14 protein-coding genes, 1 tRNA gene and 1 rRNA gene are annotated in these 22,769 nt (G+C 68.8%); 10 read left to right on the top strand and 6 right to left on the bottom strand.

Annotation, left to right across the window (positions count from 1 at the left end; all coding sequences use genetic code 11):
- The first annotated feature begins 1 nt into the window (after position 1).
- The 4 genes from ACFUEJ_RS06400 (at position 2) to nudC (ending at position 8,976) form a co-directional block, all read left to right on the top strand.
- Positions 2 to 3,439: an ATP-dependent DNA helicase gene (locus ACFUEJ_RS06400; protein WP_068970014.1), complete on the top strand. Its 3,438-nt coding sequence runs from the start codon at positions 2 to 4 to the stop codon at positions 3,437 to 3,439.
- Complete coding sequence (locus ACFUEJ_RS06395) at positions 3,432 to 6,836, top strand: ATP-dependent helicase (RefSeq protein WP_388028212.1); 3,405 nt, start codon at positions 3,432 to 3,434, stop codon at positions 6,834 to 6,836. Before ACFUEJ_RS06400 ends, ACFUEJ_RS06395 begins: the two co-directional genes overlap by 8 nt.
- Positions 6,837 to 6,938: 102 nt before the next feature.
- Positions 6,939 to 8,009 carry a TrkA family potassium uptake protein gene (locus ACFUEJ_RS06390; RefSeq protein ID WP_058252009.1) on the top strand — a complete coding sequence of 357 codons (1,071 nt, stop codon included), beginning with the start codon at positions 6,939 to 6,941 and terminating at the stop codon, positions 8,007 to 8,009.
- Positions 8,010 to 8,052: 43 nt separating this feature from the next.
- Positions 8,053 to 8,976, top strand: coding sequence for an NAD(+) diphosphatase (gene nudC / locus ACFUEJ_RS06385; RefSeq protein ID WP_240198905.1), 924 nt, complete (start codon positions 8,053 to 8,055; stop codon positions 8,974 to 8,976).
- Positions 8,977 to 9,018: 42 nt separating this feature from the next.
- On the opposite strand, the gene ACFUEJ_RS06380 is transcribed toward nudC, so the two are convergent.
- A complete protein-coding gene (locus tag ACFUEJ_RS06380) occupies positions 9,019 to 9,303 on the bottom strand; it encodes a mycoredoxin (protein ID WP_058251890.1) in 285 nt (94 codons plus the stop codon).
- Positions 9,304 to 9,384: 81 nt separating this feature from the next.
- On the opposite strand from ACFUEJ_RS06380, the gene ACFUEJ_RS06375 reads away from it, so the two are divergent.
- On the top strand, positions 9,385 to 11,532 hold the full coding sequence (locus ACFUEJ_RS06375; protein WP_165629759.1) for an ATP-dependent helicase: 2,148 nt from the start codon (positions 9,385 to 9,387) through the stop codon (positions 11,530 to 11,532).
- 611 nt (positions 11,533 to 12,143) lie between these two features.
- A complete protein-coding gene (locus ACFUEJ_RS06370; protein WP_068970011.1) occupies positions 12,144 to 12,434 on the top strand; it encodes a WhiB family transcriptional regulator in 291 nt (96 codons plus the stop codon).
- Positions 12,435 to 12,497: 63 nt separating this feature from the next.
- Here ACFUEJ_RS06370 and ACFUEJ_RS06365 read toward each other — a convergent pair whose 3' ends face one another.
- The 3 genes from ACFUEJ_RS06365 to ACFUEJ_RS06355 all read right to left on the bottom strand — a co-directional run bounded on the left by ACFUEJ_RS06365 (position 12,498) and on the right by ACFUEJ_RS06355 (position 16,332).
- Complete coding sequence (locus tag ACFUEJ_RS06365; RefSeq protein WP_068970010.1) at positions 12,498 to 13,814, bottom strand: AarF/ABC1/UbiB kinase family protein; 1,317 nt, start codon at positions 13,812 to 13,814, stop codon at positions 12,498 to 12,500.
- A 15-nt stretch (positions 13,815 to 13,829) separates the two neighbouring features.
- On the bottom strand, positions 13,830 to 14,771 hold the full coding sequence (locus ACFUEJ_RS06360) for a hypothetical protein (protein WP_091344360.1): 942 nt from the start codon (positions 14,769 to 14,771) through the stop codon (positions 13,830 to 13,832).
- Positions 14,772 to 14,859: 88 nt separating this feature from the next.
- Entirely contained in the window at positions 14,860 to 16,332 is a 1,473-nt protein-coding gene (locus tag ACFUEJ_RS06355; protein ID WP_058251886.1) for a zinc-dependent metalloprotease, read from the bottom strand.
- Between the two features lie 123 nt (positions 16,333 to 16,455).
- Here ACFUEJ_RS06355 and ACFUEJ_RS06350 point away from each other — a divergent pair, with 123 nt between their 5' ends.
- Positions 16,456 to 17,520 (top strand): PDZ domain-containing protein, encoded by a 1,065-nt coding sequence (locus ACFUEJ_RS06350; RefSeq protein ID WP_205333205.1) that lies wholly within the window; start codon positions 16,456 to 16,458, stop codon positions 17,518 to 17,520.
- A 20-nt stretch (positions 17,521 to 17,540) separates the two neighbouring features.
- Here the strand turns inward: ACFUEJ_RS06350 and ACFUEJ_RS06345 are convergent, their stop codons facing one another.
- Positions 17,541 to 18,086: a PPA1309 family protein gene (locus ACFUEJ_RS06345; RefSeq protein WP_065631883.1), complete on the bottom strand. Its 546-nt coding sequence runs from the start codon at positions 18,084 to 18,086 to the stop codon at positions 17,541 to 17,543.
- Positions 18,087 to 18,306: 220 nt separating this feature from the next.
- Here ACFUEJ_RS06345 and ACFUEJ_RS06340 point away from each other — a divergent pair, with 220 nt between their 5' ends.
- Positions 18,307 to 21,264 carry a UPF0182 family protein gene (locus ACFUEJ_RS06340; protein WP_238994920.1) on the top strand — a complete coding sequence of 986 codons (2,958 nt, stop codon included), beginning with the start codon at positions 18,307 to 18,309 and terminating at the stop codon, positions 21,262 to 21,264.
- Positions 21,265 to 21,307: 43 nt separating this feature from the next.
- On the opposite strand, the gene ACFUEJ_RS06335 is transcribed toward ACFUEJ_RS06340, so the two are convergent.
- On the bottom strand, positions 21,308 to 21,592 hold the full coding sequence (locus tag ACFUEJ_RS06335) for a hypothetical protein (protein WP_058251883.1): 285 nt from the start codon (positions 21,590 to 21,592) through the stop codon (positions 21,308 to 21,310).
- A gap of 218 nt (positions 21,593 to 21,810) precedes the next feature.
- On the opposite strand from ACFUEJ_RS06335, the gene ACFUEJ_RS06330 reads away from it, so the two are divergent.
- Together ACFUEJ_RS06330 and ACFUEJ_RS06325 are read left to right on the top strand one after the other, a co-directional pair.
- Positions 21,811 to 21,887: transfer RNA gene (locus ACFUEJ_RS06330), tRNA-Met, on the top strand.
- A gap of 791 nt (positions 21,888 to 22,678) precedes the next feature.
- Positions 22,679 to 22,769: ribosomal RNA gene (locus tag ACFUEJ_RS06325) — 16S ribosomal RNA — on the top strand; the annotation flags it as partial.

The following is a 22,769-nucleotide window of genomic DNA, read 5'->3' as shown; positions in this document are numbered from 1 at the left end:
CATGAGTCGGAAACCGGGTGCCCAGACCCCGCGGAGCGCGCTGCGTGCGCGACTCGTCGCGGCCCCCGACCCGACGGACCGGACCCGGTACTGGCCACCGTCGGTGGCGCAGGTGATCGACCCGCCCACGAGTCGGCCGGCGGACGAGGAGCAGGCGTGGCGCCCGGTGCGGGTGCACGGCGGCCCCGGGAGCGGAAAGACCGCGCTGATCGTCGACGCCGCGGTCGCCCGCCTGCTCGACCCCGCCACCGATCCGGAGTCGGTCCTCGTCCTGGCGTCGAGCCGACGCGCCGCCGTCGCGCTCCGGGAGGAGATCACCCGGCGCGTCCTGTCCGCGGGCTCGAGCGGTCGCCGGGTGCTCGGCGGTGCGCTGCGCGAGCCACTGGTGCGGACCGTGCACTCCTACGCCTTCGCGATCCTCCGCTTACAGGCGCAGGCCCACAACAATCCGCCGCCGCGCCTCATCACGGGGTCCGAACAGGATGTCGTCCTGCGTGAACTGCTCGCCGGTGACATCGAGGACGGCGCCGGGTACTGGCCTGCCCACCTACGGCCCGCGCTGGGCACCGACGGGTTCGCCCAGGCGTTGCGCGACCTGATGATGCGCGCCGCCGAACGCGGGGTGGGTCCGGAAGAGCTTGCCGCGCTGGGGCGTACGCACAAACGACCGGAGTGGGCCGCGGCCGCCCGGGCCTACGCGCAGTACGAGCAGAACATGCTGCTGCGCGGGGCGGTCGGGCTCGAGACCCCGGGGGCCTCGGCGCCCGCGGTCGACGCGGCCGAATTGATCGGGTCGGCCCTGTCGGCCTTCGCCACCGATCCCGACCTGCTGAGCGGCGAGCGTCGTCGTATCCGGCATCTGCTGGTCGATGACGCGCAGCATCTCGACCCGCAGGCGGCGCAGCTCATCACGCTGGTCGGCACCGGAACCCTCTCGACGATCATCGCCGCCGACACCGACCAGTCCGTGTTCGGATTCCGGGGTGCGAGTCCGCGATTCGCGGACGGGCTGGCCGAACCGGGCAGCCCGCTCGACATCCTGCTGGAACACGATCACCGCGCCCGGCCCGAGCTGTCCCGCCTCGGGCGCGCGATCGCCGCCCGGCTGCCCGGCGCTCGCCCGCACCCGTATCCCGACCCGGTGACGGATTCGGCCGACGCCGACCCGGGCGCGGCCGATGGGGGAGGCGCGGCCGCGGTGCGCGTGTACGGGTCTGCCGCGAAAGAGGCCACCGCCATCGCCGACCTCCTGCGGCGTGCGCATCTGTTCGACGGGGTCCCGTGGTCGCAGATGGCGGTCGTCGTCCGGTCGGTGTCACTGGCCCTGCCGCCGCTCCGACGCGCCTTCCGGTCCGCGGGCGTACCCCTGACGACGCCCGCGAGCGACCTGCCCCTGCATCGGCAACGAGCCGTCATCGGACTGATGCTGGTGCTGCGCGCCGTCGCCGCGCGGGCGGCCGCGGGAGCAGATGCCGACCTGCCCGACACCACCGACCCGGAGACCACCGACCTGTTCACCAGCGAGCTCTTCAGCACCGAGGACACGCTCACGTTGCTGTCCGGTCCGATCGGGGCGGCCGACCCGGGCTCGATGCGCCGTCTCCGACGCGGTGTGCGGCGTCTCGACGATGCCGATGACCCAGCAGGACAACCGGATTCGCTCACGTCGCTGACCCGCGCCATCCTCGACCCCGAGGTCGGCGCGCGCTATCGCCGACGGCTCACCGAGACCGAGGCGGCGCCGCTGGCCCGCGTGCTGGACGTCGTCGGTGCGGCCCAGCGGGTCCATGACGCGCGCCGCGGGATCGAGGAGACCCTGTGGGCGGCGTGGCAGGCCACGGGACTCGAGCGGCGGTGGGCGGCATCGGCGGTCCGCGGCGGCCCGGCCGGTGAACAGGCCGACCGCGACCTCGACGCGGTCATGGCGATGTTCGAATCCGCCGCGGATTTCACCGACACGCTGCCCGCGGCCGGGCCCGCCGGATTCGTGCACTACCTGTCCCAGTTGCAGATCCCGCGCGACAGCCGAACAGCCACCGCCGCAACCGAGTCGGTGACCGTGCTGTCCGCGCACGCCGCGGTGGGGCGGGAATGGGAGGTCGTCGCCGTCGCCGGGGTCCAGGACGGACTGTGGCCGTCGCTGCGCAGCCGGGGTGGCGTTCTCGCCACCGGGCAACTCGTCGACCTCCTCGACGGTATGGCCGCCGACGCCGTGGACACCGTCGCCCGTGGGGCGACGGCACTCGCCGACGAGCGCCGGCTCTTCCTCGTCGCCTGCACCAGGGCGCGAAGCCGGCTGCTCGTGACCGCGGTCGAGGACGGCAGCGGGGACGCCTCGCCGTCGCGGTTCATCACCGAGCTCGCAGATCTGGTGGGGGACAACGACGATCCGGCCGAGTCGGCCCGCGCCGAGGTACGGCTCGATCCAGGCGTCGACCGGGTGCTCTCGTTGCCGTCCCTCGTCGCGACACTGCGGTCGGCGGTGATCGCCGGCGTCGACGAACCCGATGCACCCCGGACGAAGGCCGCGGCGCGTCTGCTGGCCGAGCTCGCCGACTCCGACATCCCGGGTGCGCACCCGCGCGACTGGTTCGGGCTCGCCGCACCCAGCACCGACGATCCGCTGTGGACGCCGGAGTCGGGGGCGCTGACGCTCTCACCGTCGAATGTCGATGCACTGACCCGCTGTTCGCTGCGGTGGGTGCTCGAACGCAACGGCGGCCGCGACGGCGACGGCACCCCCGCGCTGACCGGCAGTCTCGTGCACACGCTCGTCCAGGCGGTGGCAGGCCAGCTCGACCCGGCTGAGGTGACGGCGGCGCTGCGCGGCATCTGGGAACGGGTCGACACCGGGGCGGGCTGGTACTCGGCTCGCGAACTCGAACGGGCCGAGGGCATGCTGGGGCACTTCCGGGAGTGGCTGCGCATCTCGCGTGCCGATCTCGAGGAGGTGGGCGTCGAATTGCCGATCGACGCAACCATTCCCGCGGCGTCGGGGCCGGATTCCGACGAGCCCGCGGTCCGTCTGCGCGGGCGTGTCGACCGCCTCGAGACCGATGGCGCCGGCCGCCCGGTCGTCGTCGACGTGAAGACCTCGAAGAACCCCATCACCAAGGCCGACGCCGACGAGCACGCGCAGATGGCGGCCTATCAGGTGGCGTTGGCGCACGGCGGCGTGCCCCAGTTCGGCGACGCCGCGCCGGGCGGCGCCCGACTCGTCTACGTGTCGACCGCGAACCGCAATTCCGGTGCGGCCGAGCGTGTTCAGTCGCCGCTCACGCCGGAGTTGCTGGACGAGTGGATCGGGGTGGTGCGTCGCGCGGCCCGGGCGAGTATCGGTCCGACGTACAGCGCGACGCCCAACCCGGGCTGTGTGCACTGCAACCTCACCACCAGCTGTCCGGCCCAGATCCCGGGGAAGGCGGTCACCGATGACTGACCTGCAGGATCGGACCGAACGGCCGATGGTCGGGGCGAAGTCGCTGGCCGCGGCGCTGGGTCTGCCCGATCCCACGCCCGAGCAGGTGGCCGTGATCGAGGCACCCATGGAGCCGATGCTCGTCGTCGCCGGAGCCGGGGCCGGCAAGACCGAGACGATGGCCTCACGCGTGGTGTGGCTGGTGGCCAACCAGCTCGTGGCCCCCGACGAGATCCTCGGACTCACCTTCACGCGCAAGGCCGCGAGCGAACTCGGCGCCCGCATCCGGCGTCGGCTCTCGATGCTTGCCGGGTCGCCGGCGCTGCGGAACTGGGATCCCGACGGCGCGTTGGCCGCCCGCCTGCGCGGCGCCGACCCCGAGGTGAGCACCTATCACGCCTACGCCGGCCGGTTGATCGCCGACTACGGGCTGCTGCTGCCGGTGGAACCGTCGTCGACGCTGCTCACCGAGACCGAGCTCTGGCAGCTCGCGTTCTCCCTCGTCTCCGCGTGGCCGGGCGAGCTGAACACCAAGAAGGTGCCGGCGAGTGTCACCGAGGCGGTGCTCAAGCTGTACGGCGAGATGTCCGAGCACCTCGTCGACATCGCCGACCTCGCGCAGGCGGGTTCGACGCTGTACGAACTCGTCGACACCCTCCCGAAGGGCCCCAAGCAGCGTGACAAACCGACCCAGGCGCTGCTGAAGGTCCAGGAGGTCATCGACGAACGTCGCGAGCTGATCCCGATGGTCATAGCGCTGGGCGAGACGATGCGCGCCCAGTCCGCGCTCGACTTCGGCAGCCAGATGTCGCTGGCGGCACGGCTGGTGGTGTCCAATTCCGAGGTCGTGACCGCCGAGCGCACCGCCTTCCGCGCGGTTCTCCTCGACGAGTACCAGGACACCGGCCACTCGCAACGGGTGTTGCTGTCGACCCTGTTCGGCGGGCACGGCCGCGCGCCGGTCGCGGTCACCTCGGTCGGCGACCCCATCCAGTCCATCTACGGGTGGCGTGGCGCCTCGGCGGCCAACCTGCCGCGGTTCGCGCGCGACTTCCCACGACCCGACGGGACCCCGGCCCGGCGCCTCGAACTGCTCACCAGCTGGCGCAACTCGGCCCAGGGCTTGCGGTTGGCGAATCAGATCTCCGCGGAGCTCCGACGCCGCGGTATCCCGGTCAGTGTGCTCCGGCCGCGTCCCGATGCCCCGGACGGAACGGCGTCGATCGCCCTGACCGAAACGGTTCTGGACGAACGGAACTGGATCGCCGACGCCATCGAGGAACGCTACCGGGCGGCCGAGGCCGCAGACGTCGCGCCGCCGACCACCGCGATCCTGGTGCGCCGCAACGAGGATTCGGCGCCGCTGGCCGCCGAGCTCGAGAGTCGGGGCATCCCCACCGAGGTGGTCGGCATCGGCGGGCTGCTGCACGTCCCGGAGATCGAGGACATCGTCGCGACCCTGCGCGTGATGGCCGACCCGATGGCCGGGACCGCGGTCATGCGTCTGCTCACCGGGGCCCGCTGGCGGCTCGGCGCCAAGGACCTCGCCGCGCTCTGGCGTCGGGCCACCAACCTGGCGGCGGAGAGCTTCGCCGAGGCGGGCGGGGTGGTCACCAGCAGGGAAGCGCTCGACGCCGCACTCGATGCGGTGCTGCCCACCGAGATCGTCGACCGGGCGGGCATCGCCGACGCCGTCGTCGACCCCGGCGAACCCACCGACTACAGCCCGGAGGGTTACGCCCGCATCCGGGCGTTCGGTGCGCAGTTGGAGTCACTGCGTCGGCGCATCGGACAACCGCTGCCCGAACTCGTCGCCGACGTGGAGAACACGATCGGGGTCGGCGTCGAGGCGCAGATCCGGGCGCGGCGCATGCGGGGTGCGATCACCGGACGCGAACACCTCGACGCCTTCGCCGACTACGTCAGTCATTACGCTGATCGTCCGGGAGCGAATCTGCCTGGACTGCTCGCCTTCCTGGATGCTGCCGAGACCATCGAGAAGGGTCTCGAACCGGGCCGCATCGAGGTGGCCGAACAGCGGGTGCAGATCCTCACCGTGCATGCGGCCAAGGGCCTGGAATGGGATGTCGTCGCGATCCCGCACCTGGCGAAGGGGATCTTCCCCAGCGCCAAGGCCGACACCACATGGTTGGGCAGTGCGCGCGAACTCCCGGCGGACCTGCGCGGCGATCTGGCGATCCCGGCCGAGGCGGCCGACGGTGCGCCGGAGGGGTTCCCGATCCTGAAGATCGACACCGTGGCCGACCGCAAGCAGCTCGAGGACGCCCTGACCGACCACAAGGCCGCGATCGGCGAACGGCGACTCGAGGAGGATCGCCGGTTGCTCTATGTGGCGCTCACCCGCGCCCGGCACGACCTGCTGATCTCGGCGCACCACTGGTCGGAGACCGGCGACAAACCCCGCGGCGGTTCGGATTTCTTCGACGAGTTGATGACCGGCATCGATGAGGCGATCGCCGACCCGAGCGTCGACTCGACCGGTCTGTCGATCGCGGTGCGGACGCCACCGCCCGAACCGGACAGCCCGAATCCGTTGGCCGAACGCGCGATCGCGGCGCCGTGGCCGCGTGATCCGCTCGCGGGCCGCCGCGACTCGGTACAGCGGGCGGCCGACCTGGTCGCCGACGCCATCGCCGGCCGCGCGGCGCCCGCGCTGTTCGACACACCTGCTGCCCAGTCCGGCCCCGCCGACGCCGAGACCCCCGCAACGCCACCGGCCGACCCCGCGGACGAGATCTGGGCGTGGGAGGCCGAGGTGTCGGCCCTGCTCGCCGAGCATCATCAGGCCAACCAGGCGCTCGTCGAGGTGTCGTTGCCGACCCATCTGTCCGTCAGTCAGCTGGTCGAACTGGACGCCGACGAGGCCGAGTTCGCTCGTCGGCTCCGCCGGCCCACCCCGTTCCGGCCCAACCCGATGGCCCGGCGCGGCACCGCGTTCCACGCCTGGGTGGAACGCTGGTTCGGGGCGACACGGCTCCTCGACATCGACGAACTGCCCGGCGCCGCCGACGCGACCGCGAGTCCCGACGCCGATCTCGAGGAACTGCGGGCCGCGTTCCTCTCCTCGCCCTGGGCGAATCGCAGCCCGACCGAGGTGGAGGTGCCCTTCGAGACCGTCATCGGCGGGATCGTCGTGCGCGGACGGATCGACGCGGTCTTCGCCGAGAAGGACGGTTCGTGGACGGTCGTGGACTGGAAGACCGGTGTGATCCCCGAACCCGCCCGCCGGGAATCACTCTTCATCCAGCTCGCCGCGTACCGCCTGGCGTGGGCGCAGCTGGCCGGGGTGGAGCCGACCAAGGTCCGCGCCGCGTTCCACTATGTGCGCGACGGGCACACCCTGGAGGCCGACGACCTGCCCGACGAGGCGACCCTCGCCGCGAAGCTGGCCCGCTGAGCGCGCCGGTGCCCCGGGACAGCTCCCGCCACATGCCTTGTGATGCCCCGAGGTGGGCTACATTGCAGCGTGTGAGCGAACTCGACGTGCGCGTGCGTGCCGGTGGCTAACCGTCTGCGCCGACGCTTCGGCGGTACCGAGCTGGCCAACCGGCCCGACCACGCACTGGTCGGCGTCGTCCGCATCCCCGAACTCCAGCAGAGCCCGAGCCGGGCGATCGGTCGGCGCGTCTTCTGGGCGACCCTGGCGCTGCTGTTCACCTCGGTCGTGGTCTGGCTGGATCGCGCCGGCTATCGCGATGCCCAGGACAACGAGCTGTCGTACCTGGACGCGCTCTACTACTCCGCGGTGACCCTCTCCACGACCGGCTACGGCGACATCACACCGATCACCCCGTTCGCCCGTTTCATCAACCTCGTCATCATCACGCCGTTGCGCGTGCTGTTCCTGATCGTGCTGATCGGTACCACCCTCGAGGTGCTCACCGAACGGTCGCGCCAGGCGCTCAAGATCCAGCGTTGGAGGAATACCGTGCGCAATCACACCGTGGTCATCGGCTACGGCACCAAGGGCCGCACCGCGGTGGACGCCATGCGGGGCGACGGCATCAAGCCCTCCGAGATCGTCGTCGTCGACGCGGACGCCACCGTGCTCGAGGCGGCCGCCTCCGACGGGCTGGTCACCGTGCGCGGCGACGCCACCAAGTCGGATGTGCTCCGCCTCGCCGGTGTCGCGCACGCCGCCAGCATCGTCGTCGCCACCAGCCGCGACGACACCGCGGTCCTCGCCACGCTCACCGCCCGCGAACTCAATCCGCGGGCGAAGATCGTCGCGTCGATCCGGGAGTCGGAGAACACCCACCTGATGCGCCAGTCCGGCGCCAACTCGGTGGTGGTGTCGTCGGAGACCGCCGGCCGCCTCCTCGGGATCGCGACGATGACCCCGTCGGTGGTCGAGGTGATCGAGGACCTCCTGACCCCGGATGCCGGCTACGCCATCGCCGAGCGCGAGGTCGACCCGACCGAGACCGGCGGATCGCCCGCCCACACCCGCGACATCGTCCTGGGTGTTGTGCGGAACGGTGTGCTGCACCGCGTCGACGACAGCGAGGTCGAACAGATCGAAGTCGGTGACCGGCTGCTGTACGTCCGCACCAACCCCAACGACGACTGATCGTTCCGTCATCGAGAAAGGCCGTGTCACCGTGCATTTCGACATGCCCCAGCCGCCGCTGCTGTCGCGGGCGGTGTTCGACCGGGCGGACGCGATCCGCGACGACGCCGAGCGGATGGCCGCCGGCTGGCCGACGGCCAAGGTGCTGTTGATCGACGCGGCCGGCCGCTACCCGGTCACCGATTCCGGTGCGCTGCACTGGGTTGCGGCTCCGACCGTGGCCGAGGCGCCGCCGGGGGATGCGGTGATCCTCGGCTTCGACGGGTCGGGCGGCGCCGGTGGAGCCGACCTGTGGACGCGCCGGGTGGACCACATCGACGGACCGACCGATGACGCCCGACGCGGTGCGACGCGACTGTCCGCCGACGAGGCGGGGCTCCTCGCGACCGCCCTGGGAATCCTGAACTGGCATGCGACCGCGAGTCATTCACCGGTCGACGGTTCCGTCACCCGGCCGGCCCGCGGTGGTTGGGTCCGGCGCAGTGTGGATTCCGGCCGCGACGAGTTCCCGCGGACCGACCCGGCGATCATCACCGTCGTCCACGACGGCGCCGATCGCATCCTGCTCGGCCGCCAGTCGGTGTGGCCGCAGGGTTGGTATTCGACGCTGGCCGGCTTCGTCGAGCCGGGGGAGTCGCTCGAACAGTGCGTCCTGCGCGAGGTGTACGAAGAGGTCGGGATCGGGGTGCGGGAACCGCGCTACCTCGGCAGTCAGCCGTGGCCGTTCCCGCGGTCGCTGATGCTGGGATTCGCCGCACTCGGCGACCCGGCCGACGAGTTGGCGTTCCTCGACGGCGAGATCGGCGATGCGCAGTGGTTCCACCGCGACGAGGTCCGGGCGGCGCTGGCTCGGGGCGACGGCTGGTCCCGCGCCGAGGCGCCGGGTTCCGACGACGCCGACCGTCTGCGCCTCCCCGGATCGATCTCCATCGCTCGTTCGATGATCGAGGCCTGGGCGGCCGGATAGACCGGCCGCCGTCGCGCTGGACTCATCGCCGGCCGACCGGACTCAGACGCCCAGCTTCGCCTTCACGTCGGCGATCGACGGGTTGGTGGCGGTGGTGCCGTCGGCATAGAGGACAGTCGGGACGACATGGTTGCCGCCGTTCACGCTGCCCACGAATTCGGCGGCGTCCGGGTTCAGCTCGATGTCGATCTCCTGCCAGCTGATACCGCTGCTCTTGAGGCCGCGCTTGAGGCGCGCGCAGAAGCCGCACCACGACGTGGTGTACATGGTCAGCTCACCGGAGTCGGAGGTGCGGGCGCCGGCCTCGTCGTCGATCACGTTGCTCATGGGTCCCATAACACCATGTCCGGGCCTGCTGTTCCCGTCCGCGTTGTTCGCCTGCCGGCGGCGTCGGTGGTTGGTGACATAGTGGACGCCGTGCCTCACCCGACTTCTGCCGCGAAACCCGAGTCCCCGCGTCGTGCCGCGGTGTCGGCGAGTGGCGGCGCGGTCGAGGGACTCGACCCCGAGCAGAGCGCCGCAGTCCTGGCGCCGCGCGGACCGGTGTGCGTGCTGGCCGGGGCGGGCACGGGCAAGACCCGGACCATCACCAGGCGCATCGCCCACCTCGTCGACACCGGCCAGGTCAATCCCGGCCAGGTCCTGGCGGTCACCTTCACCGCCCGCGCCGCCGGCGAGATGCGCACCCGCCTGCGCAGTCTCGGTGTCGGCGGTACGGGGGGCAGCGTCGCGGCCCAGACCTTTCACGCGGCCGCCATGCGTCAGCTGCGGTACTTCTGGCCGCGTGCCTTCGGTGACGCCCGGTGGGAGCTCCTGGACAACAAGTTCCCGCTCATCTCGCGGGCGGCTCGCCGCTCCGGCCTCGACACCTCGACCGACACGCTGCGAGACCTGTCGTCGGAGATCGAGTGGGCCAAGGCCTCGCTGATCTCACCGGAGAACTACGTCGAGGCGGTCGGCCGGCTCGGCCGCGAGTCCCCGGCACCGCCGCCGAAGGTCGCGGCCGTGTACGGGCACTACGAGGACGCCAAGGTCTCGCCCGACGGGGACCGGTTGCTCGATTTCGACGACATGCTCATCTACATGACCCAGATCCTCACCGTCGAACCGGGCGCCGCGGACGAATTCCGTTCGCGGTACCGGTGTTTCGTCGTCGACGAGTACCAGGACGTGACGCCGGTGCAGCAGGGTCTGCTGGACGCCTGGCTCGGGGAACGCGACGACCTGACGGTCGTCGGTGACGCCAACCAGACGATCTACACGTTCACCGGTGCCTCGCCGAACCATCTCTTGGATTTCAGTCGCCGGTTCCCGGAGGCCACGGTCGTCCGTCTCGAGCGCGACTACCGGTCCACCCCGCAGGTCGTCGATCTGGCGAACCGCGTCATCGGCGCCGCCCGGGGGCGCATCGCAGGAACCCGCCTGCAGCTCATCGGACAGCGCCCGCCCGGGCCGGCGCCGCAGTTCGCCGAGTACGACGACGAGCCCGCCGCCGCGACGGCGATCGCCATCGAGATCAAACACCTCATCAGATCGGGGGTCGCGCCCGCCGAGATCGCGATCCTGTACCGCGTCAACGCACAGTCCGAGAACTACGAGCAGGCCCTGACCGAGGTGGGCGTCCCGTACCAGGTGCGCGGCGGCGAGGCGTTCTTCGCGCGCACCGAGGTCCGGCAGGCCATGCGGCAGCTCGCGACGGTCGCTGGCCGCGAGGTCAGACCCGACGTGGAGCTCCTCGACGTCGTGCGCGCGGTGCTGGGCGAGCTGGGTCTCAGCGAGGAGCAGCCGTCCGGTGCGCAGGCGCGCAGCCGGTGGGAATCACTGAAAGCGCTGGTCCAGCTGACCGAGGACATGGTCGCCGAGAACCCGGAACTGACGCTGCCGCAACTGTCGGCCGAACTCGCCGCCCGCGCCGAGGCGCGCCATCCCCCGACGGTGCAGGGCGTGACGTTGTCGTCGCTGCACGCGGCCAAGGGACTCGAGTGGGATGCGGTGTTCCTCGTCGGACTCACCGACGGGTCGCTGCCCATCAGCCAGGCGATCAAGGGGTCCTGGGAAGAGGTCGAGGAAGAGCGGCGACTGTTCTATGTCGGAGTGACGCGTGCCCGCGAGCACCTGCACCTGTCGTGGGCCCTGGCCCGCAACGAGGGCGGCCGTGCCCGGCGTCGCTCGCGGTTCCTCGCCGACCTCGTGCCCGACGACTCGCCCGCGTCGCCGATCGCGAAGGAGCGCGCGCCCCGCCGCGGACCGACCTGCCGGGTCTGCGGTTCCCGGTTGATGGATTCGACCGCGACGCTGCTCGGTCGCTGCGCCGGGTGCCCGTCGGATCTGGACGAAGGACTGCTGGTCTCGCTCAAGGAGTGGCGTCGCGAGCGGGCCCACGAGAAAAAGGTGCCGGCCTTCGTCGTCTTCTCCGACAAGACCCTCACCGCGATCGCCGAGCAACGACCGACCGATACCGCTGCGCTGGTGGCGATCTCGGGAATCGGGGCGAAGAAGGTCGACGAGTACGGCGCCGAGATCATCGAACTCGTCGAAACCGCAGGTCAAAAATAGGTTGTGCGGGTTTCGGCCCAGCGTCTACTCTGAGTCCCGTCAGTACGGGGATGGGTTGTGTGCGTCCGTCACACCGGCCCGCCACAGTCACCGACGACCGACACGAACGCGGAAAGCCACGAGACCAGAAGGGAGTGGATCAGTGAACGGAATCACCGTGAGCCAGGCCGGCATCTGCCAGTCTGCGGCGAACCTGAGAGCAGCCGACACGTATGCGCCGAAATTGCATGCGCTGAAGCCGAATCAGCCCGCCATCGCGCGTACCGGTCGCACCCGCTCCTGGATGCCGGTCGCCCGAGCGTGCACGAGCTTTGCACGCCCGGTCGCCGTCCCGGCGGCGGCCCTGCACCTGGCAGCCGAAGCGCGCGTCGCGCGAATCGCACCGCCCGCAGCAGCAGTAGCACCCGCGCCGCGTCGGTTCCCCGTTCTGTTCCGAAGTTCCCGGAGTTAGATCTCCGAGACATTCCGGGCCACGGGCGAATCGCAGAGGCGACACCCGTGGCCCTCTTTTTTCTGTCACCGAATCTCCACCCCGATCCAGGGGTCTCGGACACAGAGCCACATCGAGGACTCGGGTTCAACACCCCAAACGAGCAGATGTGGAGAAACCAATGACTGTCGAATGCGTCCTCGAGTCCTGTATGTCGGCGGACCGCGCAGCGACCGCCCGGCTCGACCTGCCCTGCCAGATCGCCGACGCAGATCTGTGGTTCGCCGAAGACCCCCGTGACCTCGAGCGTGCCAAGGCCATGTGCGCCGAATGCCCGTTGCGGGCCCAGTGCCTGCAGGCCGCACTCGATCGATCCGAGCCCTGGGGGGTCTGGGGAGGCGAGATCTTCGAGCGCGGAGCCGTCATCGCACGCAAGCGTCCCCGCGGTCGCCCGCGTAAGAACGTTGCATGACAACAAAACCGACGCCGCGAGCAGAAATGCTCGCGGCGTCGGTGTCGTGTCTGCGAGGTGGTGTCAGTCGCCCAGGCCGGGGACCCACTCCTCCATGATGGCCCGGTACGGGGCATGCGCCTCGAGCTGCGAGGCGATGCCGACGCAGCCCCCGAGTACGCGGAAGACCATCACGAAACGCTTGGGCACGTTCAGGTTTCGTGACGTCTTGTACACCTCGCCGCGAACATCGGTGGCCTTGCCCGCGGCCCGCTGCATCCACTTCCGGGTGAAGTGGAACGACTCGCTGTAGAGCGGATCGACGTAGGGACGCAGGTAGGCCTCGAGGTCGGCACTCGTCACCTTGTTCGCGTGGGACGGGCGGATGAACTCGGCGGAGATCATGAGTTCTTTGAGTTCGTCGTACTTCTTGTCCCGCGCCAGACGGAGAATCGGTCCGGTCTCGGGCGGGAGGCCTTCCGGATAGTGGCCGACCGCACCGAAGTCGAGTACGCCGAACCGCCCGTCGGTGGCCCGGAAGAAGTTGCCCGGATGCGGATCGCCGTGGAGGAGTCCGACCCGGTACGGCGAGCCGACCTCGAATTCGGCCATCTTCGCGGCGGCGTCGTCGCGGGTCTGCTGGTCCCCGGTGGTGATGATCTTCGACAGCGGGACGCCGTCGACCCACTCCGAGACGACGACCTTGGGTGCACTCGCGACGACCTTGGGGATGAGGAAGTCGGGATGGCCGTCGTAGGCCTTGGCGAAGGCGCGCTGATTGTCGGCCTCGCCGAGGTAATCGAGCTCGGCCTCGGTCCGGTCGATGAGTTCGTCCATCATCGCCTTGACGTCGGTGCCGGGGGACAGGCGCTGCAGGAGTCCGGACATGCGGGACAGGGTCTTCAGATCGGCCTTCAGTGCGTGGTCGGCCCCGGGGTACTGGACCTTGACCGCGACCTCACGGCCGTCCGACCAAATTCCTTTGTGTACTTGTCCGATCGACGCCGATGCCGCGGGCTCGTCGGAGAATTCCCGGAAACGCTCGCGCCACCGGGTGCCGAGCTGCTGGTCGAGCACCTTGTGGACCTTCGCGGCCGGCATGGGCGGGGCGTCGGCCTGCAACTTGGTGAGCGCTTCGCGGAACGGCTCGCCGAACTCGTCGGGGATCGCGGCTTCCATGATCGAGAGCGCCTGCCCGACCTTCATGGCGCCGCCCTTGAGTTCGCCGAGAACGGCGAACAGTTGTTCGGCGGACTTCTCCAGGAGCTCCTGGTTGACCTCGTCCTTGTCCCTTCCGACCATGCGCTTGCCGAAACCGGCAGCAGCCCGCCCGGCCATACCGATCGGAAGAGAGGCCAGTTTCGCGTTGCGGCGACCCTGTCCTTTGGTGATGTCGGTCATAGCATCCTTTCCGCGTCACACAATAGACGACCTGGCTTGCTGATCCGGTGCGGGACGACAATCGCAGGCCGGGTGCGGCGACCATTGTCTGATGTCCAGCCGCGTCGGGTCATCTCGGAATTCCAACACATGGTCGAGCAGCTGCGGATCGGGTCGTGGCTCCACATGCGGCCGGTCGCGTACGGCCTCCACCAATTGCTCGATCTGCGAGTGGGCCATCGCGGCGGTCATCGCCACCACGGCCGGGCTCGCCTGACCCGACGTCCGGATCAGCTGGACGGCCAGGGCCGGCCAGTCCGGGTCCGCGTCGGACCGGTGACGGTCCGCGCACATGAGGCAACTCGACAGTCCGGGGAGCACCAGCGGGCCGACGATGCCCACCCCGTCGCGGACCCGGACCAGCAGATGGGGTATCCGGGCCCGGGTCAGTGCGAACACCACCCGCGGATCGTGGACGACGAAGTCGGTCAGGATCACCAGGTCGGTGTCGACGGCATCGAGCGTCCCGTCGGGTAGCCGCCGCATCGTCCGTCGAGCTGACAAACCCATGCTGCGCAACGAATTCGACAGCTGTTCGCTGATCGGCCCCTGGCCATGGATCAGGATGTGGAACTCCGCGGCCGTGGGCGGGCGGTCGACAACCGCTCGGCCGGCCGACACCAGACTGCTCAGGACCAGATCGAGGTCGTCGTCGTGGAGGCCGGCCCGTCGGGCGCGGCGAGCGAAGGTGTCCGCCGTGCACGGATCCTCCAACGATCGAAGCAGCCCGGCGACGGAATACGCCGACACCGAGGCGTCGAAGTCGAGGAGCAGGCTGTCGGCCGGATCGATGCCCACGCGGACCGAGTTGCCCGGCTGGACGATGACGGGCGTCCCCGGGAGCAGCCGCGGGACCGCGGGCGGAACAGCGCAGGGGGACACCGAGATGGCGCTGGAACTCGTCCGGGCTGGCGACATGCGGCAACTCTGCCAGCCGAACGCCGTCGCGGGCGCTCGGCGAGCAGGTTATCCACAGCATGGCGTGTTCCACCGGTGGTGTGGATTCCTACGATCCGCCTCGTGCCGATTCGCCGCCGTCATCGTTACGGGACTCGTCGGTGGCGTCGCGCGCCTTCTCCTCGGCGATGGTCTTCTCGAGCTGGGCGATCGGGTCGTCGAGGTCGTCGCCGCCCAGGAGCCGGTCGATGAAACCCGCAGGGTTGTCGAGGTCGTCGGCATCCGGCAGCAGATCAGGGTGTGCCCACACGCCGTCCCTGGTCGCGACGTCGGTGGCCTCCAGCGCGCGGCGCCACAGCTCCGACGCCTCGCGGACCTTGCGGGGCCGAAGCTCGAGACCGACGAGGGTTGCGAATGTCTGCTCGGCCGGCCCGCCCGACGCGCGCCGACGTCGCATGGTCTCGGTGAGTGCCCCGGTACTCGGGATCCGGTCGCCGAGCGCTCGGGTCACGACCTGCTCCACCCAGCCCTCGATCAGGGCGAGGAGGGTCTCGAGACGGCCGAGGGCCGCTTTCTGCTCAGGTGTCGTGGTCGGCTCGAACGACGTCGATGAACTGATGATCTCCTCGAGTTTCGAAGGGTCGGAGAGCAATTGGGTCGGGTCGATCCCGGCGGTGGCGTCGGTGATACCGCTGAAATCGATACTGATGCCGCGGGCGTATTCCTCGACGGTGGTCAGCAACCGCTGACGCAGCCAGCCGACGTGGGTGAACAGGCGCACATGGGCGGCCTCGCGCGCGGCGAGGAAGACGATGATCTCCTGCGCCGGCTGCTCCAGACCCTCGGCGAACTTGGCGATCGCCTCGGGGAGCAGGACGGCGATCCCCTCGGGCGCCAGCGGCAGCCCGACGTCGGTCGACGTCAGCACCTCCTTGGCGAGCTGACCGAGCCCCTGGCCGAGCTGGGTGCCGAACGCCATGCCGCTCATCTGGGTCAGCATCCCGATCATCGGGCCGGCGAACTGGGCCGCCTCGGCGGGGAGGTTGTCCTGCCAGGTTCGGGCCAGCTGCTCGGCGACCGGGTCGCACAAACCCTTCCACGTGTCCATCGACTCCTCGAGCCATTGGACCGGTGTCCACGCCACCGTCTGGGTGACGCCGCTGGGGAAATTCGTCGCGTCGTCGAGCCAGACGTCGGCGAGCCGGACCGCGTCGGCCGAGGCCGAGATCTCCTTCTCGAGGATCGGGGTGAACGAACCGATCTGCTGCCGGGCGAGATTGGTCGCGACCGAGTAGTTCACCGGACCGTTTCCGCCGCCCGCCATGCCCGCGCCCATACCGCTGAACATGTTGCCCAGTTGCGAGAACATCTGGCCGATCATGTTGGGATCGAACTTCGAGGGGTCGAAGTCGCCGCCGGGACCGCCGCCGAACCCCTGCCCGCCCCCGAATCCGAACGGGTTGGCCCCGCCGAACGGGTTGCCACCGGGATTGTCGCCCGGCTTGTTCTTGTCACCGCTGTTCTTGTCGCGGTCGTCATCGCCGTCACCGGACGACGAGAAGCCGAAGGGCAGATCACTCATGGGTTCCACCGTACCGCCCGGTGAGGCCCGCAAACGGCGACGACTGTTCGCCCTGCGCGTAGCCGGCTCATGGTCGCCGGCGCAGCCGGCTCGTGGTCGCTGCGGGGCACTATCGTGTGCGGAATGAGTTCGAGCCCCCGATTCCGGAGAATCGCCGCGGCCGCGGTCTCCACCGTGGTCCTGCTGGCGTTGCTGGTGCTCGGCACGCAGGTGCAGGTGCCCTACGCCGCGCTCGGGCCCGGACCCACGCTCAACACCCTCGGTACGACGAAGGTGGAGGACGACGGGGCGGTGGTGGAGCGCAAGGTCGTGCAGATCGACGGTGCGCCGACCGATCCGACGACCGGCCACCTCAACCTCACCACCGTCTCGGTGCGGGACGGGATCTCGCTGTTCGACGCCCTGGGCATGTGGGTGTCGGGCACCTACTCGCTGACGCCGCGCGACCAGGTCTATCCGCCCGACCGCACCACCGAGCAGGTTCAGGAGGAGAACGCGCAGCAGATGACGGGGTCAGAGGAGAACGCGACGGTCGCCGCGCTCCGTTACCTCGATCGTCCCACCGCGTTGCGCATCGCGAGCGTCGCACCCGACGGGCCCGCGGTCGACGTGCTGCGCGCCGGCGACGAGGTCGTGGCGGCCGGCGGCGTGCCGGTGGAAACGGGTGAACAGCTGCGGAAGGTCGTCGGCGACAATCCGCCGGGGACCGTCCTGCCCATCGAGATCGTCCGCGCCGGTGCCCGGCAAACCGTGTCGGTGACCCTCGGCACGCATCCGGCCGACTCCGAGGCCGGGTATCTGGGCGTCGTTCCGGAGGTGGTCGATGCCGATCCGCGCCTCGAGGTCACCTACAACGTGGGGGACATCGGGGGACCGTCGGCGGGGATGATGCTGGCACTCGCGGTCATCGACCAGCTGAGTCCCGGCGAGCTGACCTCCGGCAAGTTCATCGCGGGCACCGGCACGATCACCGATGAGGGGGTTGTCGGTCCCATCGGCGGGATCACGCACAAGACCCGGGCCGCCCGCGACGCCGGCGCGACGGTCTTCCTGGTCCCGGCCCGCAACTGTGCCGAGGCGGTCTCGGAGCGACCGGACGGATTGAAGCTGGTGAAGGTCGACACTCTCGAGGGCGCTGTCGACGCGCTGAACGCGGTCGGCGCGGGCCGTCCGGCGCCGAGCTGCTGAGGCTTGCCAGGACTGCCGCGTCAGCCCCGGTCGGACGACTCCGGTAGATCGGGAGCGAAGGTGTCGCGCAGCGCGGCCCGCAGTTCGAGTGCCAGTTGCGGGTGGGTCAGCAGTTCGGGTTCCCCGTCGGGTTCGGGTCGAAGACGCATCAGCGCGAGATCGGCGCCGGTGCGCAGCACCCCGACCACCAGCCGCGCAACCTCCTCGCCCGGATGGTGATCGCCGGTGTCGGTGACCTCGAAGCGGGGCGTCCGGTCGTCGTCGTCTTCGGGATCGGCGATGACGATCTCCATACTCACCGCCGCCCCGGCGACCTCCTCTGGCCAGACCGCCGAGGCGAGGAACTCGTCGAGGTCGTCGACGTCTTCCTCCACCGGGGTGAACACCGAACCGTCGTCGGCGATCACCTCGGGAAGCTGTGCGTGGAGGAGGGCGGTCGGCGCCAGCGCGAACACGGACGGTGACTGACCCCAGCCACGGGAGTCGAGGTGTTCCATGATCTCGTTCAACGCGCTGCCGAGATCGTCGGTGGAGAAGGCGCGTGGGGTCGTCGGGAGGTCGGGCACGTGCTCATCCTGCCCCGGATCGCGGTGCGACCGCGAGTCTGCGACGCCGCCAGGGAACCGCTGAGGTGTGGCGATCGTTGAGCGGGCGCCCCGAGTGAGTTGGTCACCCGGGTGGTGCCAGTACAGTGGGCACCACGCCCAGCAGGCACGTGTGCGCGGGTGGTGTCCGGATTGAGAGCTTTGGAGAGTGGGTCTGGTGGGCGTCCGAGGGCCGGCGGGAATGCCGACACTGTCACGCAGGAGCAAGATCATCATCGGGCTCGGCGTGGCCGTCCTGGTGCTGTTGCTCGTCGGGCCACGCCTGATCGGTCTCGCGACCGACTGGCTCTGGTTCTCCGACGTCGGGTATTCGAGCGTCTTCACCAAGGTGATCTGGACGCGCGTGATCCTCTTCCTGATCACGACGATCGTCGTCGGACTCATCATCTTCGGGGCGGTCTCCCTGGCGTACCGCAGTCGCCCGGTGTTCGTACCGACCGCGGGCCCGAACGATCCGCTCGCCCGGTACCGCACGGCCATCATGGGCAAGGTCCGCTGGTTCGCCATCGTCCCGGCGGTGATCATCGGCGCCCTGGCCGGCCTGGTCGCGCAAGGGTCCTGGGCGACCGTCCAGATGTTCCTGCATGGTCAGTCGTTCGGTCGGACAGACCCTCAGTTCAATCTCGACATCGGGTTCTATGCCTTCGACCTGCCGTTCTTCCGCTTCGTGCTCAACCTGCTGTTCGTCGTGGTCGTGGTGGCGTTCCTGGCGAACCTGGTCACGCACTACCTGTTCGGAGGTATCCGCCTGGGGCAAGGCGGTGGTTCGGTCACGACCGCGGCACGCATTCAGCTCGCGGTGCTGGCGGGCACCTTCCTGCTGCTGAAAGCGGCCGCTTATTGGCTCGACCGGTACACTCTGCTGTCCAGTCAGCGGAAGGCCGAGATCTTCCCGGGGGCGAGTTACACGGACATCAACGCGGTGCTGCCGTCGAAGCTCATCCTGATGGCGATCGCGATCATCTGTGCGGTGGCGTTCTTCGCCGGGATCGTGCTCCGCGACCTGCGGGTGCCGGCACTGGCCACCGTCTTGATGTTGTTCTCCGCGTTGCTCATCGGGGTCGGCTGGCCGCTGACGATGGAGCAGTTCTCGGTCAAGCCGAATGCCGCGCAGAAGGAAGCCGAGTACATAGAACGCGCGATCACCTCGACCCGCGAGGCGTACGGCATCGGGCCGGACAAGGTCATCACCCAGCCGGGCTGGACCGCCGGGCCGGCAAACCCGGCGCTGGTGAACAGCGATGAACCGACGCTGTCGAACGTCCGGATCCTGGACCCGAATGTGGTGTCCCCGACGTTCATCCAGCAGCAGCAGCGGCAGAACTTCTACGGATTCCCGACGCAGCTGGCGGTCGACCGCTATCGCATCGACGGCGAGCTCCGTGATTTCGTGGTGTCGGTGCGCGAGCTCGATCCGAGTCGCTATCTCGAAAACCAGCAGAACTGGCTGAACAAGCACCTGGTGTACACCCACGGAGACGGGTTCGTCGCCGCCCCGGCCAACCGGGTGAAGGAGTCGACGGACGTCAACAACGTCGACGGTGGCGGCGATCCGTTCTACTACGTCAGCGACACCTCGAACTACCAGACCGAGGAGTACAAGCGGGACGCCCCGATCAAGGTGTCACAGCCGCGGATCTACTTCGGCGAGCTGCTCGCGAAGATCGACCCGGATTACGCGATCGTCGGTTCCGACGACGGGCAGGCTCGGGAACACGACATCGGGGACGACAAGTACACCTACCAGGGGCCGGCGGGAGTCTCGCTCGGCAACTGGTTCTCCCGAGTCCTCTATGCCGGCAAGTACGCCGAGCGGAACTTCCTGCTGTCGGGCGAGATCAACTCGGCATCGAAGATCATCTACAACCGCGATCCCCGGGACCGCGTCGAACAGGTCGCACCGTGGCTGACGGTCGATTCGAAGACGTACCCCGCGGTGATGGAGGACGGCTCGATCAAGTGGATCGTCGACGGTTACACCACCCTCGACGACTACCCGTACTCGCAGCCCACGTCGTTGCAGAGCGCGACCGCCGACGCCCAGGACCTCAACCCGGGGCAGACCGGCCGGACGCAGATCAACAAGACCGTGTCCTACGTGCGCAACTCGGTGAAGGCGACCGTCGATGCCTACACCGGCGAGGTCGAGCTGTATCAGTTCGACACCGATGACCCGGTGCTGAAGACGTGGATGGAGGTCTTCCCCGACACGGTCAAGTCCCGCGCCGACTTCGACGCGCAGACCTCCCTGCGGGATCACGTCCGCTACCCCGAGGACATCTTCAAGATCCAGCGGTCGCTGCTGACCCGCTACCACGTCGATTCGCCCCAGACGTTCTTCCAGGCGAGCGACTTCTGGTCGGTGCCCTCCGATCCGACGGACCCGGACGCCGAGCAGCGCGGGCTGGACCAGCCCCCGTACTACTTCGTGGCCTCGGACCCGGAGAGCGGTGAGCCGACGTTCCAGCTGACCTCGGTGCTGACGCGACTCAACCGACCGATCCTGGGCGCCTATGTGACCGTGTCGTCGAATCCCGAGAACTACGGTCAGATGACGGTCAAGCAGTTGCCCAGCAACTCCCAACGGTCCGGTCCGCAGCAGGCGTTCAACCCGATGCGCACCGACCGAACGGTGGCGGAATCACTGAAGTCGCTCGAGAACACGGCGACGGTGACCTTCGGTAATCTCCTCACGCTTCCGGTGGGTGACAACGGCATCCTGTACGTCGTCCCGTTGTACGCACAGGCCCAGGGCGAAGAGGCCTTCCCCCGTCTGTTCCGTGTGATCACGAGGTTCGAATCGGCAGACCGGGTATCCGGGATCGGTTATGCACCCACGACCCGCGAGGCTCTGCGGCAGGTCGGCATCACGCCCGCTGCCGGAGTGGTCCCCGGCGATCAGCAGGCACCGCCCGCGCCGGACCAGGCCGGAACGCCGGCACCGGCCACGCCGGCACCGAATCAACCTCCGCAGCAAGGTGATTCGCCGGAGCGGGACGACGCGGCAAACGCCATCAGTGACGCGATCACGGCGCTACGCCAGGCTCAGCAGAGTGGCGACTTCGCAGCGTACGGCGAGGCACTCGACCAGCTGAGTCAGGCGGTTGCCCGCTACGAGTCGCTGGCGGCTCCCAACTAGTCGAACGACGACCCAGGCCGGGCGCTATCTGCGAGTCATACCGCTATCCGCGGTATTTCCGCAGGTAGCGCTCGGTTTCGTTGGGGGTGTTGTCGGGGAGCACCGGGCTGTGGTGGTGCCGGTGGCCCAGCGAGAAGAAGATCGACACCGCCGTCGTGAAAGCCGCGACCATCAGCAGGCCGCAGATGATCGCGGGGCCGACATTCCCGACCGCCATGTGGACCAGCCAGAGCGCGGCCATGGCGAATCCGGTCAGTGCCAAGACGAACCCGACGAAACTCATCGGATGGTTCCCGTGGCTCTCGTGGTGGAAGCGGTGGGTGTTCATGGTTCCTCCTCGGCGGGGCGTCTCGTGAGCCGAGTGTACGCCTGATGTGACTGGCATCACATTTCACAGCGGCGACGGGCGGGCTGTCCGGGTCGTCACGTCACCTGCCGTTATCGAGGTGCGAGTGACCGCCGTCACTGACGTTTTCCCAGGTCGGATGGGGTTGAAGTACCGATTTGCATCGCTGACAAACCGGTGTGTAACGTTGTGTTCACCAACGCGGGGTGGAGCAGCTCGGTAGCTCGCTGGGCTCATAACCCAGAGGTCGCAGGTTCAAATCCTGTCCCCGCTACCAACACCAAGAACCCCCGCCCGGGACACCCGGGCGGGGGTTCTTGCTATGTGCGGTCCTGTCTGAGGCGGGACAAGCCCGACGATTCGAGAACCCAACCGGGCAGGCCCGGATGCGGCCGCATCGGCGGGCGGATCATCCGCTCTGGTCGGTCCCCGTGGCACCGTCGCCGCCGGCTTGCCGACCGAACAGGCTGCGAAGTCTGCACTCCCAGGTCGTCGCATCGAGCGTCGTACCCACTCTGACCAGGCGATTTGACGGCGGGTGCGGCGGTGCGTAACTTATGTCGAGTCAGCGAGCCACGGCGCCGCCCCGGAAGGGCCTGAGAGGGTCTGATGGTGGGGAGTGGAGACCGGGTTTCTTGGCTGGCCGCCCCTGAATGTTTTGGCTTGAGTCGTTGTGGCTTGGGTAGAGTGTTTGGGGTTGCTGGGTCTCTCAGTGGTTCGGAATTCTTCGGGGTTGCGGGCTGCGGGATGGGTCTGGTAGGCTGGAAGAGTTGCCCCGGAGACGGGGTGGCTGGCAAGGTTGAATGCGAAGTGTGCTGGTGAGAGCCCTGATTTGGGGTGGGTAGCTGGTGGGTGTGTGTTCTTTGAGAACTCGATAGTGTGATGATGAATTGTCTGATGCCAATTTAGCATCGTGCATCTTTGTGGATGTAGATGTTTGTTTGTTGTGTGACGTTCGGGCCCCGTCCTGGGTGTCACATTTTGCTAGGTTTATTTTGGTCAGGTTGTGCTTTCCTGATTGTGTTGAAACGCCGGCCTTTTTTGGGGTTGGTTTTGTTTCACTGTTTTTTCATGGAGAGTTTGATCCTGGCTCAGGACGAACGCTGGCGGCGTGCTTAACACATGCAAGTCGAACGGAAAGGCCCAGCTTGCTGGGTAC

It is taken from the genome of Gordonia sp. NPDC057258 (genome assembly GCF_042668985.1).
GTDB lineage: Bacteria > Actinomycetota > Actinomycetes > Mycobacteriales > Mycobacteriaceae > Gordonia > Gordonia hongkongensis.
This window is presented reverse-complemented; position numbering and strand designations above follow the sequence as displayed.